Annotated in this window: 14 protein-coding genes; 5 read left to right on the top strand and 9 right to left on the bottom strand. The window is 37.8% G+C overall.

All coding sequences use genetic code 11. The annotated features are described in order from the left end of the window. Positions 1 to 158: 158 nt before the first annotated feature. The 4 genes from KN1_RS14310 to KN1_RS14295 all read right to left on the bottom strand — a co-directional run bounded on the left by KN1_RS14310 (position 159) and on the right by KN1_RS14295 (position 3,620). The gene (locus KN1_RS14310; protein ID WP_221288457.1) at positions 159 to 1,235 is read right to left on the bottom strand and encodes a hypothetical protein; all 1,077 of its coding nucleotides are present in this window, start codon (positions 1,233 to 1,235) and stop codon (positions 159 to 161) included. 11 nt (positions 1,236 to 1,246) lie between these two features. Next, positions 1,247 to 1,972, bottom strand: a complete 726-nt coding sequence (locus KN1_RS14305) for a 7-cyano-7-deazaguanine synthase (protein ID WP_221288455.1) — start codon at positions 1,970 to 1,972, stop codon at positions 1,247 to 1,249. A gap of 21 nt (positions 1,973 to 1,993) precedes the next feature. Further along, positions 1,994 to 2,296 carry a hypothetical protein gene (locus KN1_RS14300; RefSeq protein ID WP_221288453.1) on the bottom strand — a complete coding sequence of 101 codons (303 nt, stop codon included), beginning with the start codon at positions 2,294 to 2,296 and terminating at the stop codon, positions 1,994 to 1,996. 346 nt (positions 2,297 to 2,642) lie between these two features. Then, positions 2,643 to 3,620, bottom strand: coding sequence for a metallophosphoesterase family protein (locus tag KN1_RS14295; RefSeq protein ID WP_221288451.1), 978 nt, complete (start codon positions 3,618 to 3,620; stop codon positions 2,643 to 2,645). A 239-nt stretch (positions 3,621 to 3,859) separates the two neighbouring features. Here KN1_RS14295 and KN1_RS14290 point away from each other — a divergent pair, with 239 nt between their 5' ends. The 4 genes from KN1_RS14290 (at position 3,860) to KN1_RS14275 (ending at position 6,879) form a co-directional block, all read left to right on the top strand. Further along, positions 3,860 to 5,173, top strand: coding sequence for a circularly permuted type 2 ATP-grasp protein (locus tag KN1_RS14290; protein ID WP_221288450.1), 1,314 nt, complete (start codon positions 3,860 to 3,862; stop codon positions 5,171 to 5,173). Further along, positions 5,161 to 5,961 (top strand): transglutaminase family protein, encoded by an 801-nt coding sequence (locus KN1_RS14285; RefSeq protein ID WP_221288448.1) that lies wholly within the window; start codon positions 5,161 to 5,163, stop codon positions 5,959 to 5,961. The genes KN1_RS14290 and KN1_RS14285 overlap by 13 nt, the downstream gene beginning before the upstream one ends. Continuing rightward, positions 5,958 to 6,353, top strand: coding sequence for an alpha-E domain-containing protein (locus KN1_RS14280; protein ID WP_221288446.1), 396 nt, complete (start codon positions 5,958 to 5,960; stop codon positions 6,351 to 6,353). Before KN1_RS14285 ends, KN1_RS14280 begins: the two co-directional genes overlap by 4 nt. 67 nt (positions 6,354 to 6,420) lie before the next feature. After that, positions 6,421 to 6,879 carry an Lrp/AsnC family transcriptional regulator gene (locus tag KN1_RS14275; protein WP_221288444.1) on the top strand — a complete coding sequence of 153 codons (459 nt, stop codon included), beginning with the start codon at positions 6,421 to 6,423 and terminating at the stop codon, positions 6,877 to 6,879. Here KN1_RS14275 and KN1_RS14270 read toward each other — a convergent pair. The 3 genes from KN1_RS14270 to KN1_RS14260 are packed head-to-tail and all read right to left on the bottom strand — an operon-like array spanning position 6,871 to position 11,284. Beyond that, the gene (locus KN1_RS14270; RefSeq protein WP_221288442.1) at positions 6,871 to 8,037 is read right to left on the bottom strand and encodes an amidohydrolase family protein; all 1,167 of its coding nucleotides are present in this window, start codon (positions 8,035 to 8,037) and stop codon (positions 6,871 to 6,873) included. The genes KN1_RS14275 and KN1_RS14270 overlap by 9 nt on opposite strands. After that, entirely contained in the window at positions 8,034 to 9,341 is a 1,308-nt protein-coding gene (locus KN1_RS14265) for an amidohydrolase family protein (RefSeq protein WP_221288440.1), read from the bottom strand. Before KN1_RS14265 ends, KN1_RS14270 begins: the two co-directional genes overlap by 4 nt. 2 nt (positions 9,342 to 9,343) lie before the next feature. Then, the gene (locus KN1_RS14260; RefSeq protein WP_221288438.1) at positions 9,344 to 11,284 is read right to left on the bottom strand and encodes a xanthine dehydrogenase family protein molybdopterin-binding subunit; all 1,941 of its coding nucleotides are present in this window, start codon (positions 11,282 to 11,284) and stop codon (positions 9,344 to 9,346) included. Positions 11,285 to 11,436: 152 nt separating this feature from the next. Between KN1_RS14260 and KN1_RS14255 the strand changes: the two genes are divergently transcribed. Continuing rightward, complete coding sequence (locus KN1_RS14255; RefSeq protein ID WP_221288436.1) at positions 11,437 to 12,234, top strand: carbon-nitrogen hydrolase family protein; 798 nt, start codon at positions 11,437 to 11,439, stop codon at positions 12,232 to 12,234. Here the strand turns inward: KN1_RS14255 and KN1_RS14250 are convergent. Together KN1_RS14250 and KN1_RS14245 are read right to left on the bottom strand one after the other, a co-directional pair. Further along, the gene (locus tag KN1_RS14250) at positions 12,214 to 13,446 is read right to left on the bottom strand and encodes an amidohydrolase family protein (protein ID WP_221288434.1); all 1,233 of its coding nucleotides are present in this window, start codon (positions 13,444 to 13,446) and stop codon (positions 12,214 to 12,216) included. The genes KN1_RS14255 and KN1_RS14250 overlap by 21 nt on opposite strands. Further along, on the bottom strand, positions 13,443 to 14,594 hold the full coding sequence (locus tag KN1_RS14245; protein WP_221288432.1) for an FAD-binding oxidoreductase: 1,152 nt from the start codon (positions 14,592 to 14,594) through the stop codon (positions 13,443 to 13,445). Before KN1_RS14245 ends, KN1_RS14250 begins: the two co-directional genes overlap by 4 nt. Positions 14,595 to 14,710 lie beyond the last annotated feature (116 nt).

The following is a 14,710-nucleotide window of genomic DNA, read 5'->3' as shown; positions in this document are numbered from 1 at the left end:
TACTTAACGTCTTTTCCCCTTGGATATCGTTTATTCTTTTTTCCTAACTTTATGCCGTGCATTCCGGGCTTTGGCGTGGTTGTTTTTGGTCCTCAACGATAGGACCTTGCCCTTTAAGGTCTGCCGAGTTATAACCAGATAGTTGGCAGTTAGAATTTTTACTGTTTCCGTTGTAGTAAAACCTTGTATAAAAACAAAGACGGCAAGAATGAAGATAACCCTGCCATTATAAAAATACCGTAAAACAGGCCCAGTTTTACTATTAACGCAAGTAAGATCGCTGCTAACGCCGAGAAGATAGTGTCTATCAAATGGTAAAATGAAGAAATTTTTGTACTAAAATTAGATAATTTGATCACAGTCTCTTCAGCGACTGGGGCCCTCAAGGACGAAGTCATATTAGCCAAAAGTATTAAAGACAAGGCTAACAATATCGATTCTCGGTAAAATACGGAAAGTACCAAGAAAAGGATAAACTCCACCACAGATAAAACCATGAATAATTTTTCACTTATTTTGTGGCCTACATAGAAGAAAATAATTAGAGGGACTTGGAACACCATGAGGTATAAACTTATTTCTTGCGGGGTATATACAGAAAATGTTATCAGGAGGATTAAAGGTATATAACTCCCGATGATGACCCTCCTTAAGCTCGTAAAGAAGCCAAAGGCTAAGACCGACTTCCCGACTCCCTTTAGCCAGTGATAGATATCAGATAACCTCTCTCTCTTCTCTTCATACCTGAGCGTCAATGCTAACACTAAGTTTGAAAACAGTAAAGGGATAAACAACGCGAAGAGGACACTCACCCCTACTATTCCGCTCAAATAGAATATCCCTAACCCTGCTAAACTAAGAGTGTACGTTAAAGCCATCAGCACTGAATAGTCCTTTCTTGTAAACTCTTTCTGAATTATTATAACTGAAGAATTTATAGAGTTGGCTATACCCATAAGGACCCCGGAGAGGACAAAAGTGAAAGCGGACCTATCAACAATTAAAATTATCGGTATAAACAATTCTAGTACCGCTGAGACCATGATGTGCCTCTTCACTGAGAGGGCGATTAAAACGACATAAGAAATAAACTGGGATATTTGTATAGAACTTAATACCAACCCTATCTGAAAGTCACTTAGCCCTGATATTTTCATTAAGGCTATGAAGGCGTAACTCATGAAACCTATGAAAAAAGAGAGAATTGACCTATATGTTATGACATAATTCTTCATCAAGACCAGTCCTATTCTTTTAAAATATTGACTAAGTTATCTACAAACTCTTTAGGGTATTCTCCGGTATACTCTAAGAAAGGTCTGAAATACCTCTCTATGAACTCCCCCTGGCTTAGTTCACGCGATAACTTATCCACCTCATCAGGAGATAAATTATAGTAGTAGACTGTAGGGTCTTTGACTTTCGCCTCTTCAAAAGCCCTCCTCCTAGACCTACAAGGCATACATATACCGCAGTGCGTTTTTCCGGACACAATGCAACTGTGGGTTTTTGTGAAATCTACACCCAATTTCTCACCCAATTTAATAACTTCGCTTTTTACCATCGTATGAAAAGGTGTTATGACCTTAAAACCCATAATAGATTCAATTCTTTCCAGAAGACTCATCTTATTGTTCCATTCGTCTTTAAGCCAGCCCACAAACATCGTATTTAGGTCGGGATAAGCAGAAAAAGGTGCGAGGATTTCTACCACGAACTGGTACTTAATCTTGTATTGTATAGTATCTATTGGAGGTAGACCGAAAGACTTAACATAAGAAGAAAAGTCGATGACCTTTAGGGGGATCTCGAGCTTTTTAGACAACTCTTTAACTAATTCTAATTCTCTCGTCTGGGGAGGGTAACCATAATATAGGAAAGCCCCGTGCAGTGCGTACTTATCTTTAAGATAATACGCTAATACTGTGGAATCTATCCCCCCAGTAAGTTGAATAATAGCTTCCTCAACCATGATTATTTCCCGTAAGGGCCTTTAGCCAGCATATAATGTGGTATATGTGGCATTACCTATTCTTTTATTGTCCTTAGCCCTGGTACCATACGGACCGGTTGTGGGCATTCCACAAGTCACGTCGTTTAAGTTGACTCCAGTAATAGGAATTGTATCTAGTATAGGACTATCGTGAGGGCTACAATATGGTTTTGAGAAGTTTTTAATTTGTTTATTTCCAAACCCAGTGCCATCAATTTTTATTACAATATTTGAAAAATAAGGCTTTATTTTAGGTATTAAGTTTTTTTCTAATATATATTCAACTCCAAGGAAGGATTGCATATTTATATAACAAATATACTTAGTTTTTCAGTATAATAAATGTGTGGTACATATAGTATATATAGATAATGTAATCTATATAGGACAACATAAACTAAATATGTTTCGGTGGAGCTATAATACCAGAGCTATACTCGTGTAGCATTTATTGAAAAATCGTGGCAGCAGAGTGTATTACCTTAATACTTGTATGAATACTTATACTTAATTTTATGTTAAACACTGGAGAGTTCCAACTCTTAATCATTAAAGTATATAATAGCACATATCTAATTAGTAAAAACATACGATAGAATTTTAGTCTAAACCACCTATGAAAGTCCAAGAAGTGTAAAAAATCAAAGGATTAACCGGTAATAAATTGATGAGTCTTAACCTTTTCCCCTTCTAAGACTATGTAAACACCATGAAATATACCTGAACTATATTCACTACCTGGGTTCAATACTAAGGTACCAGCAACTCTATCAAACCCCCTTGACTCATGAATATGGCCGTGTATACCCATTAGGGGCTTAAATTCTTCAATGGTCTTTCGTACAGCTTTTGAGCCCACATGGGTCATGACTATTTCACCACCCCTAACGACAGGTTTTAACGTTTTATCCAGCAATGGAGCATTATCTAGGTTAGTGCCGTAAGGAGGTGCATGGAAGTTGAATATTGCTAGGTTAGGATTAGAGACTTTCTCGATCATTTTTACCATATTAGAGTACAGCTCTTCCTCACTCATTTCTCTTGGAGTATTCCAGGGCGTAGGGTTAACATACCCGAAGGATATCATCTCATATTTACCAAGAGGTATTATAAACCCTTCAGTCTTCTTTGTAACAGTGCCCTCGTCAAGAATATCAAACAAATATAACGGGTCATCATTACCTAGGTTAACGTAAATAGGAATGTTCGTCCCTTTATATCTCTCTTCGGCTATTTTTACCCATTCTCTTAGCCTCTCTATCATTGCGGTCTTAAAAGCCTCGTCTACTTTCCTTTTATCGTTGTTAAGCTCGTCATAACCCTTCTTATCTACTATAACATAATAATTTCCTTCGTTCTTTATTTTCTGCTTTAGTGTTTCTAACCCTTCCCTCCCGACCTCCGTCCCTTGTACATCATACTTTCCATTTCCTAATTCTACTATAGGTATTAAGGCTTTTCCCGCTACGTCCCCACCGATTATTAAAGCGTCTACTTTAAACATTTTTCCGGCGTTCAGGAATTTCTTAAAAGTCACCTCTGACCCGTGTACATCTGATGTATACAATATCTTATACTGCGTCTTACTATCTACGCCGTCTGGGTTCTTCTTCTTAAATAACCCCATGCTAATACATTATTTAAATGGTCATATATAAATGTTATTTTTCAACGGTAATAGCTTTCTTACTACAAATTGTTCACCTTAGCCCTTCCTTTTATCATTTGTTTTACGTAATTTTTTAAACTACATAGCCGTTCTTTTTGCTATACTCCCAAGAACCACCTTGACAAATGATCAATTTTTATCGCTTCAAGTAAAGTGCATCGTTCAAGCTTATAAACCAGAAAATAGAAATTAAAATTGTGATATCTTTTAAAAAAATTAACTCGTCAGCGTTTGTGGAGTATTATGATGAAAGATATAAACAAATTATTTCTGATGTGGAAAATTCTAAAGACTATTTCAAGTATGTTAAGCTGGTTAACGAACTAGCGTATAGGGAAGGGTTTACGTTTTATACTTCCTACTACTACAGGAGTATAAAAGTCGATCCACTCCCTAGAGTACTTACTCAAGACGAGTTCAGCCTAATATCAGACGGGTTAAAAAGGAGGGGCATGGCTATAAACAAGTTCCTCTATTCATGGTACCACGGCGATAAAGTAGTAGTACCAGAGGAAATTATAAAATCCTCAGTGTATTTTAGACCCGAAATGATGGGGTTTGACCCGCCCAAAGGGACCTATGTATACATATTCGGAGAGGACTTAGTAAAGGTACAAGGAATACCTTACATACTCGAGGATAACGTAAGGATACCTTCTGGTATGAGCTATGCAATTAAGTCTGTAGAACTTACGAACAGAGTGTTTAACGATATTTATTCGATAAAAGGGAGCACAGGTGATGGGCTAAGAAAACTGAGGACTACACTAGAAAAAGCTTCCGACACAAGGGACCCGGTAATAGTCATTTTAACAGAGGGTACTTATAACTCCGCATATTTTGAACACAAATTTTACTCAGATAACTTGGAAATTATTTTAGCTGAACCATCTGATATTAAAGTCAAGGACGGCGAAGTCGTAGTTAAGACTGTAGATGAGGGTGAGGTCCATGTTGATGTAATTTATAGGAGAATAGAAGACCTCGATATACTTACTCCGGGGCTCATGAACGCGTACCTCAGGGGGCGAGTGAATATTGTGAACGCCCCCGGGACGGGGATAGCAGACGATAAGATAACTTTCTGCTTTATGCCTAAGATAATGGACTTTTTGGGGATAAAAGAAGTGATCAGACAACCTTTTTCTTTGCCCTTAGAGGCTACTGAAGAACACTTTGAAAAAGAGATAGAAAAATTCGTTATTAAACGTAGAGAGGGATACGGGGGGTCGGGGACTTATGTTTTAAAAGACCTACCTTTAGAGGAAAGGATAAGGGTACTAAAAGAAGCGAGGAATTACCCAGAGGAGTTTATGGTCCAAGAGACCCTTGATTTCGACACTGTCGTATCAGCTATTGACGACAATTTTTATCAGACATATGCTGACATTAGAGTATTTATGTTCAATGGTGAAACGTCAACCTCAGTCCTTAGTAGAGTAGCGCCCTTTGGAAGTAGGATTACAAATAATTCTTCTGGGGGTCTGGTGAAGCCGGTATGGATATTGTGAATTATGAAGTGTTCTATGAAGCTAGATATGAATACGAGGACGTAGTCACCACAAATGATAATACTTTAAAGGTAGTCCCTTATGACGGTGATAACCAAGTCGTTATAGAAGAAAAAGTCGAAACAGAACCTGCAGGATACGTAACTAAATATAGGGACATACTGGGTAATAGTGTGTACAGAGTAAAAATCATAGAACCCCATTATTCAATGGTTATACGGAGCACTAGTAAGGTTAGAGTTAAAGTCTTAGACTTTATAGACTGTGAGTTGCCGTGTATTGTACACGAACCTATGTTTACCGATTCCACTAAGTTAATAAACGTTGAATATTTTAAGCCTATAGCTGATAAAATATATAATGGGTCAAAGACTCTAGATGAAGTATTACATAAAGTTGTTTCTTTTGTTAACGGCAAGGTCAAGTATAGAGAAGGGGTCACTAACGTTGATACTCCAGCACATAAGAGCTTTGAAATCGGACTAGGTGTCTGCCAAGATATAGCACAGATAACTATAGGGATCTTGCGTGCAATGGGTTTTCCAGCCAGATACGTAATGGGGGTCGTTCATGATAACCCCAGGACTACACATGCGTGGATAGAGGTTAAGACTCCAAACGGGTGGGTGCCTATTGACCCTACCAGAAAAAGGTTTTACAGTGAAATAAAATATATTAAATTCGCTATAGGAAGGGATTATTATGACGCGTCTCCTATTGTCGGTACTTTCGTGAGTAAGGGGAGGGGATGGTTGAAAAAACTTACAGTGGGGGTGAAAAGGGTTTGATAACAAAGAGCACTGCATATAAGATTTGGTGGGCAGGTAGGTACTTAGAGAGGATTGAAAATACGGCCAGAATGGGGCTAATTGCGCTAGAGTGCGGAAAGGACGTTAACGAACTCCCTAAAGTCCTTGGCATAAATAAGGACGTTTTTACCTACTTAAAGGACAACTTGGACGTCCTAAGGGAAGACCTAAGGAGCTTTGGTGATGAGGCTGTTATTAACTCTGTTGCTACGTTAGAAGGAGCGATATACGCTAAAAATAACGATTTGAAAGAGTATTTTAAAGGTGTCTTACAAGCAGCGCTATTTCTAGGTAGTATAATCGAAGATAAAATAGGGCCTACTATTACTACATTTTATCCAAGGAAACAAGAGGAAATTAAGACACAATAACTAGAAAGAAGGGAAATATTGTTTTTTATACAATACTTTAAAAAGGATAATTGTATGAGATATAATCATGCAGCTTGATGAGGTAGATCTTAAAATCCTGAAAATACTCCAAGATGACGCTAAATACCCGCTAGAGAAAATAGCCGAGGAAGTAAGGGCTCCTAAATCTACAGTTGCTTATAGAATAAAGAGACTTGAAAAATCGGGTGTAATAAGAGGCTATCATGCTTATATAGATCCTTCGTCTTTAAATCTAGATTACCTAGTAGTAACATTGGTTAAAGCTAAGTATGGTAAAGATTACCATGAGATCTTAGGTCAGAAAATAGCTCAATTACCCGGAGTTTGGGGAGTATATTTCGTGTTAGGAGATAACGATTTCATCGTACTTGCGAGATTTAGGAACAGGGACGAAATGATGAATAAGTATCTCGAAAAACTTATGAGCATGCCTGAAATTGAAAGAACCAATACCCAGATTATTGCTAAAATAATCCGGGAAACTCCGTTCTATATATTAGATTAAAGAATACGGATTGAATTTATTTCCGTCTAATATTACCTCGCCACTCTTATTCGTTTTTGCAATTACCTTATTATTTCTTATGACCATAAATCTACTAGCTAAAGTAGATAGTTGTTCTCTTATACTTTTCGCGTCAAGAATTACTAGATCATCTGTAGACGGTTTAGTGGCATAAGAAAATTCCCTTTCGGAATTAACGGTTATCAAACTAATTACCTCATCCACAGGGTCAATTTGCTCCAGTAATATTCCAAGATACAATGCTTGAATTATATCACCAAACCCTAAAGGGAAGAACGGATTTTGAAAATCGTCATGACCTAGACAAACGTTAATCCCTCTCTTTAACATCTCTCTTATTCTGGTAACCCCCCTCCTTTTGGGATAACTATCATACCTTGCGTTAAGGTATACTGTAGTTAAGGGTGAACTTATTACCGATGCGTTCTTTTTCTTTATCAAACCGAGAATTCTATTTGAATATTCATTAGAAGCAGAGTGAAGTGCTGTAAGGTGAGAAAGGGCAACGTGGGTTTGTTTTAAGGATAACAAATATTCAGTGAACCTCGTTAACTCGTCACCTTGATCTATGTGTACGTCGATAGGTTTACCAGTCTTTAGTGAGTATTCGGCTATAAGCCTCAATTGCTCTTTTCCCAAGTCCTCACTATCTTCGCCGTCAGGTTTTCCTCCTATAATGTCGCTTATTTGAATAGCCCTTATAAATTCCTCAGGGTTGCAGTTAAAAACACCTTGTTCAGGAAAAGCTACCACTTGTAAGTCAACGTACTTTCTCATTTCTTCTTTAACTTCTAACGCTGCTTTGACTGAGTTTAAGTTTTTTGAACACGTATCAGCATGGGTACGGATATGAGTTACTCCGTTATAAAGTTCTACTATTATAGCCTTTTTCATTATAACTTTTATATCTTCCTTACTGAGTGTATCTCTTACTTTAGCCCATTTTTCTACTGCTTCTGTAAGAGTCCCAGACTCATTTTCACCAGTGTACTTTAATGTTAATGCGTTTTCTAAGTGAACATGCATATCATAAAAAGAAGGGACAGCTAGTCTACCCTCTGCATCGATCACAATATTTTCTCCGTCATTTATTGTAATGACCCCACTAAACCCTGAGGTATTTTTTATGATTGTCATCTTGCTAACATCACTCCTTTACCACCTTTTAGATCTTCCTCGAAGACTAAATCACCCCTTAAAAACGTCTTCACTACCTTTGCATCAAACTCTATTCCTTCATAGATAGAGTGATCCATTTTACCGTGCCAGTCCTTAACCTTCCATGTCTCTCTCTTAACTACCGCAAAATCGGCGTCTCCCCCGACCCTAAATCCTTTATCCTTAAGGTTGTAAAGTCTGACTTGGTTCTCTGAAGTTATCTCTGCTACCTTTTGGGGAGTTATATAATTCTTGAACATCATGGTCATTATCGTAGGCACTAGGAACTCTGTTGACGCTACACCATTAGGGACTTCTAAGTAACTTAATGCTTTATCCTTATATTGCGACATATACCCTGCATAGTCACTACCTAATGTGCTTACCATGTCTAAATTACTTATAAGCTCCGCCCTAAGCTCTTTACTCCTTAGGGGAGGAGACATTATAAACCTCTTACCGTCCGGTCTTTCATAGTAGCTTTCGTCAAAGACTAGGTAATGCGGGCATGTTTCAGAATAAATTTCTGCTCCTCTTTTCCTCCATTCACTAACGATTTTAACTGAGTTCGGAGACGAAGTGTGGACAATGTATACTTTAGCTTTAGTAAGGTAAGCCATTGTAGCCACCCTATAAACGGTCTCTTCTTCAACTTCCGGCGGTCTGGTCAACGCGTGGTATATTGCTTCAGGCCTCCTCCCGTATTCCTCTTGGAGCTCATCTATTACATCACCGTTCTCTGCATGGACTGCCACAACCCCATTAAGCTGTTTTACTTTTTTCATTACTTTGAAAATATTCTCGTCATCAAGTTGCATTGAACCCTTATACGCTGTAAACACTTTTACGCTCTTTACACCTAACCTAAAAACTTCATCAAGATACTTTACGTGCTCGCCTCTTTTAACTATAAGATGAAAAGAAAAATCAGCCATGGACTGTTGCCTAGCTTTTTCAATTTCTTCTTTAACAGACTCTACGGGGTCTTTCATTGGATCAATGAAGTTGATAAAAGATGTTATCCCTCCAGCTAGGGCTACTTCGCTCCCACTCTTATAGTCATCCGCTGTGGGTATGATATCTCTAGCTCCTAGGTACCGAGAGTTAAAGTGAGTATGCCCGTCCACGACACTCGGAAGCAAAAAATACCCAGAAAGGTCTAATGCGTCTTCACCTATATTCACTATATTTTTCCTAATTTCTTGTATTTTTCCGTTAGCTATTTTAATGTCAGTATCTATAATCCCCTGTGAAGTAATAACCTTTGCATTTCGTATAATCACTCCTATTCACCTTCAAGGTTTATAGGGATTTTATTACATTTTATTCCTAGATCGTTTATTGCATTTGTAACAGCAGCATATGCACCGGTTGGCCCGTTTTCTCCAACTCCCCTAACTCCGCTTGGCGTTCTAGACGGAGCATGAAGCAAATCGACCTCAAAAATAGGAGACTCATTTGCTTTAGCTATAAGATAAGAGTACTCGTCTTGTATATTCTCATAAAGCGAGCCGCTAATTCCTTGCAGTGCACCTCCTATTAATTGACCTATGACATTGTTTGCATCACCTACTTCTCCAACATCAGCGATAATATAATGATATAGGGGTTTAATCCGCGAAAAGTCATCCACAGTGACTACGCTAATTTGACCGCTAACGGTGCCTACGAATTCTGACGGCTCATAACAAGCTACGCTAGATATGTCCTTAACTAACCAAGGCTGACTTCGCATTTTTAAACCTAGTTTTTCCCAGTTAAGTTCAGGATCAATAGCCTTCGCTATATCCTTTAGTTTTCTTATAGCTAATAAGGCTGCATTACCCATTGTAAGCATCGTTCTGCTTGCCCATACTCCCGAACCCTTAAGGTTAGTAACTGCTAACCTTACTCTTACCTTATCGTATCCTAATTCCCTTATTACCAAGTTTCTTATTGCCTTATCCATCATCTGACCTTGATCCGTAGCAGTTATCTCGATTTCTATCCATCCATCGGTATCAAGGATTGCCCTAACACATTCATAACCTGGTACCAGCGATTTCTCGTGTTTGATCATTATTTCAGAGTTTGGAGCGGCGTATTGTATATAAAAACTTACTCCTACGCCTTTCTTATATTTCTCTTTTAACTCAACATATTTCTGCCTTAACTTACCGAAAACAGTTTTTATATCACCAACATCTCCCGATGGCTCCTTTAAGTTGACCTCTCTTATATCGAGTGGGTCTTTCTTAAGATATCTAGCGACTTCATCCATAATCCTTTCAGTTACAAATACTGCCTCTGGCCTACCGAAGCCCCTGTATGCACCCTGAGGCGGTCTATTGCTCAACAAAGCTGTGGCCTCATAGTAAAACTGATACTCATATACTGCCCTTATGGTAGCTAATGTTACAAATAGAGGTGATATACCCGTCCATGGCAATAAATATGCCCCCACATCATAAGTTATTTTATCATAAACTGCTTCTACTTTCCCGTTATCGTTAAACCCTACCTTAACCTCGTGTTTCTGTCCTCTAGCTTGAGAAGTCATAACGCTTTCCGCTCTTTTTTCTATCCACTTAAGGTTCTTTCTTAGTTTATATGCTAAAGCGATAACACTCAGCTCTTCTAATATTAGGTCTTGTTTTGCCCCGAAGCCCCCACCTACTCTGGGAGTATCTACAATTATATTGTGTTGAGGAATCTCTAGCATTTCAGCCACAAGGAGCTTGACTACTGTAGGTATTTGGGTAGATATATGAAGAACAACATCGTCTCCAGTAAACCTGACCGCGACTATTCTACTCTCTAATGGGTATTGGGAATTTCTATCGAAATTTAACGTAAGAGTTATAACGTTCTTACTATCTACTTCTCCCTTTACCCCTTCTTTGTAGATTATATTATCTGGTATTTCCTCATATAGGGGTCCGGAGACCGGAGTATAACTAACTTCTATGTCTTCCACTAAGTCTTCAGCCTCATAAGGATCCTTTCCGATTACGACAGCAAGGGGCTGAAACTTGTATAATGCCTTAACCTTAGGAAGTAACGATATTTCGGGAAGTCTTAACTGACTTCTATCATATAAATACGGTATTTTGAATTCTTTCAAGTCATCATATGTCAATGCTCTGCCTGATATGTCGAACTTAGCGTGCTCATATCTAGACCTTACAAAACTCACATACTCATAATTGCCCATAATATCGTCTACATATGTTAGGTTCCAACGCATTTGATCTTTTTACTTTTAGACAATACTATTTAAACATTTAGCAAAAGACCTTTACGCATCTCAGTAAAAGGTTTACATTAAACAGTGAGACCTTATTTATTTGATTAAATAAATGAAAACAGTTAATAACTAGGATAAGGGAGTATTTAGTTATGCGAATAGCAGCTATTCAAACGTATATGAGCTGGGATAAGAAAGATAATGTGGAAAGGCAAGTAGAACTTGTCCATAAAGCTGCAGATAACGGTGCTAAAATAATATCATTAGATGAACTTAGTAACACGATCTACTTTCCGTTTGAACAGAACCCAAAATATTTTAGCTGGGCTGAAGATGAAAATGGAGAAACCATATCTACATTTAGAGAGGTTGCTAAAGAAAGGCAAATTAATCTAATTGTTCCAATATTTGAGGTAGATAACTCATTCTTTTACAATACCGCTTTTGTAATAAACGACAAGGGAGAAATAGTTGGAAAATATAGAAAAACTCACCTACCGCAAGAAGAATGGTTTAACGAATATTATTTCTTTAAAGTAGGAGACTTGGGTTTTCCCGTGTTTAAGTTAGGGGATATTACCATAGGTGTAGTAATTTGCCATGATAGGCACTTTCCTGAAACTGTCAGGAGCGAAGTAGTTAAAGGAGCCCAAATAGTGTTTATCCCGTCTGTGGCAGCGTTTAAGGAAATATGGGAATTAGAATTACAAGCACATGCCGTGTTCAATACCGCGTATATAGCTGGAATAAACAGAATTGGAAAAGAATACCCTTCCCAGAAAGAGGAGTACTTCGGAGATACTTTAGTAGTGAACCCTCTGGGAGAAATAATAAGTAGGCTAGGAAAGGAAGAGGGGATAGTATACGCAGACATTAATATTAGTGAACTAACACAAGCCAGAATAAAAAGGCCATTCTTGAAAAAGAGATTAAACAGTTACGGACTTTAAACTGTTAAATATGACCTTGCCATTAGCTATTACCATTCGTTCTGAAGGTATCTGTATCAGGGTATCTTTCAGGTTCTTGGTGTTAAAGATAACTAAATTGGCCTTTTTCCCTTCCTCTAGACCATAATTTTCGATTCGTAAACTCTTAGCTCCATTATAGGTCATCATCTGAAGGATCTGTTTAAAATACCTAGTGAAGAACATATAATCTCCTATCATTAGGGCAAAAGATGCCTTCAGTAAATCACCATCACCTATAGGATTTAGATGGTTTTGTATATCATCGTGACCTAAAGACACATTAATTTTCTCTTCTAATAAATCTCTAACTCTGGGTATCCCTCTTCTTTTTGGATAATTTTCATGCGCACCAGAACCTTGCATCTCAGTTATAGGGGATATAATAATGTTTATATCTGCGTTCTTTATCCACCTCATCAGCCTGTGGGCATAGTCCTCATAATACGAATGCATAGCTATTAGGTGACTCAACGAAACCTTACCGTATAATTTTCTCTTTATAGCCTCTGATACTACTACCTCTGAGAATTTTAAATCTGGCTCATCAGCATAATCAGCGTGAAAATCTAGGATCATATTGTATTGCTCTGCTATATCAAACAACCTTTTGATCATGTATATTCCGTCCTCCCGAGAGGGCTGTAAATGGGGTTGACCGCCTATCCCATCTATTCCCATTTCAATGCTTTTGATCACCCTCTCCTCTTGGTCTGTGTCAAAATAATCATAGCTCTGGACAAACCCTATTATTTGTAAGTAGACTTTATCTTTAAATTCCTCTCTTAACCTGATTAGGGACTTAACTCTTTCCCTCCATTTCCTGCCGTCTATCATTACATGACTACGTATAAAAAGAGTCCCATGCATTATATAATAATCCATTGATTTCTTAGCTAATCTATATATTTCATCCTCTGTTAAATTTTCCTTACATTCTATTAATGACCTTAGCGCTTCAGTGAATTTAGGGGTATCTACCTCCTTACATACGTCTAATAAAAAATTACTGTCTATGTGTGCATGGGAGTCAACAAGTCCCGGTGAGATAAATCTACCTCCCAGATCGAGAACGTTATCGTCATGATTATCATTATAATCTCCCTTAACGACCTTATTAATAATCCCTGATCCTTCATCTATTATAATATTTATTTTCTCACCATTCTCGTTAACGGCATTCTTTATAATCACGTATTCATCACCAATTTACCAGGGTTTAACAAGTCCTCAGGATCCACTACTCTCTTAAAACTTACCATCTTCTTTAATCTATCTGGTTCTACCCTATCATTAACCCTGAAAGAGTGAAGGTCAAATTTACTAGATTTCAAGTTAGGTAAAGATGTATATCCCAAAAAATACGTGTGAGAGAAGTACTTTCCTCTACTTTTAGCTAGTTCAGCGTCAATAAGGCACTTTACATCGTCTATTTTTTCCAGCTCATCTAAACTTATATCCATAGACGCATAATTTACTTTTGTCCTATTAACGACTGTAAAATACGCACCGGCAAACGTGGTCACTATATCCTTGAATGGGAGATCTTCCTCTTCATCAGGGTCATTTATCCCATAAATCAAATTCCATTTATCCCACTTATGGTAAGGCTCTATGATACTAGCCATAGCCTTGTTCCTTATGCTTATAAACTCCGCCACCTCCAGAAGGTCTAACGCTTTATCTATAGCCTTCCTTAGAGTGTTAAAACCGGCCCTAATTACGCTTATTCGTCTAGGTCTGTTGAGAGCAGCTATTTTTATCTGAGATATTATGCCGGTAGTTCCAGCTGCTTGCACTACACTGTATGTGTCTTCACCTTCTAAGGTATATCTACCTTTAGGTGTGTACACTACAACTTGTCTAACATTATCCCATATCGCACCATATTTGAGCGAGCCAAACCCAAGGGACCCTCCTGCAACATATCCACCTATTGTAGCCATATTAAAGCTTGTAGGGACTACTGGTAATTTTTCTATGCCTATTTCATTAAATTCTGTTCCTGGTCGGACTATTATTGAAGTCACTTTATCCTCGAAACCTTTCAGTTCTGACATATCGACTATTACGGAGTTTTCGTTAAGCGGAATTGCCTCTCCTAATGTATTTGTACCGTTTCCCCTAGGTATAACAGGAAAATTATACTCATTAACTAGATCCATTAGGATCTTTATTTCTTCTTCTTCTTTAATTTTTATTACCGCTTTTGGTATTTTCCTCAGTGACGATAGTATAGGTGAAAGGGATCCATAATCCATTGAATATTTTTCTAATATGTCCTTCTGAGTATACACAGTGAAGTACTTAGATAGTACACTCTCTATCATTTTACTCCACATAAATAATTCAGTTATATCTGAGTATATAAAAATTAGGTTATACTCGATCGGAGCATGAAGGACAAGAGACCCTTTCTAAAATCACGTCGAAGCTTCTGACAAGTAAGGAAAAGACC

Origin of the sequence: Stygiolobus caldivivus (assembly GCF_019704315.1) — an archaeon.
Classification (GTDB): domain Archaea; phylum Thermoproteota; class Thermoprotei_A; order Sulfolobales; family Sulfolobaceae; genus Stygiolobus; species Stygiolobus caldivivus.
This window is presented reverse-complemented; position numbering and strand designations above follow the sequence as displayed.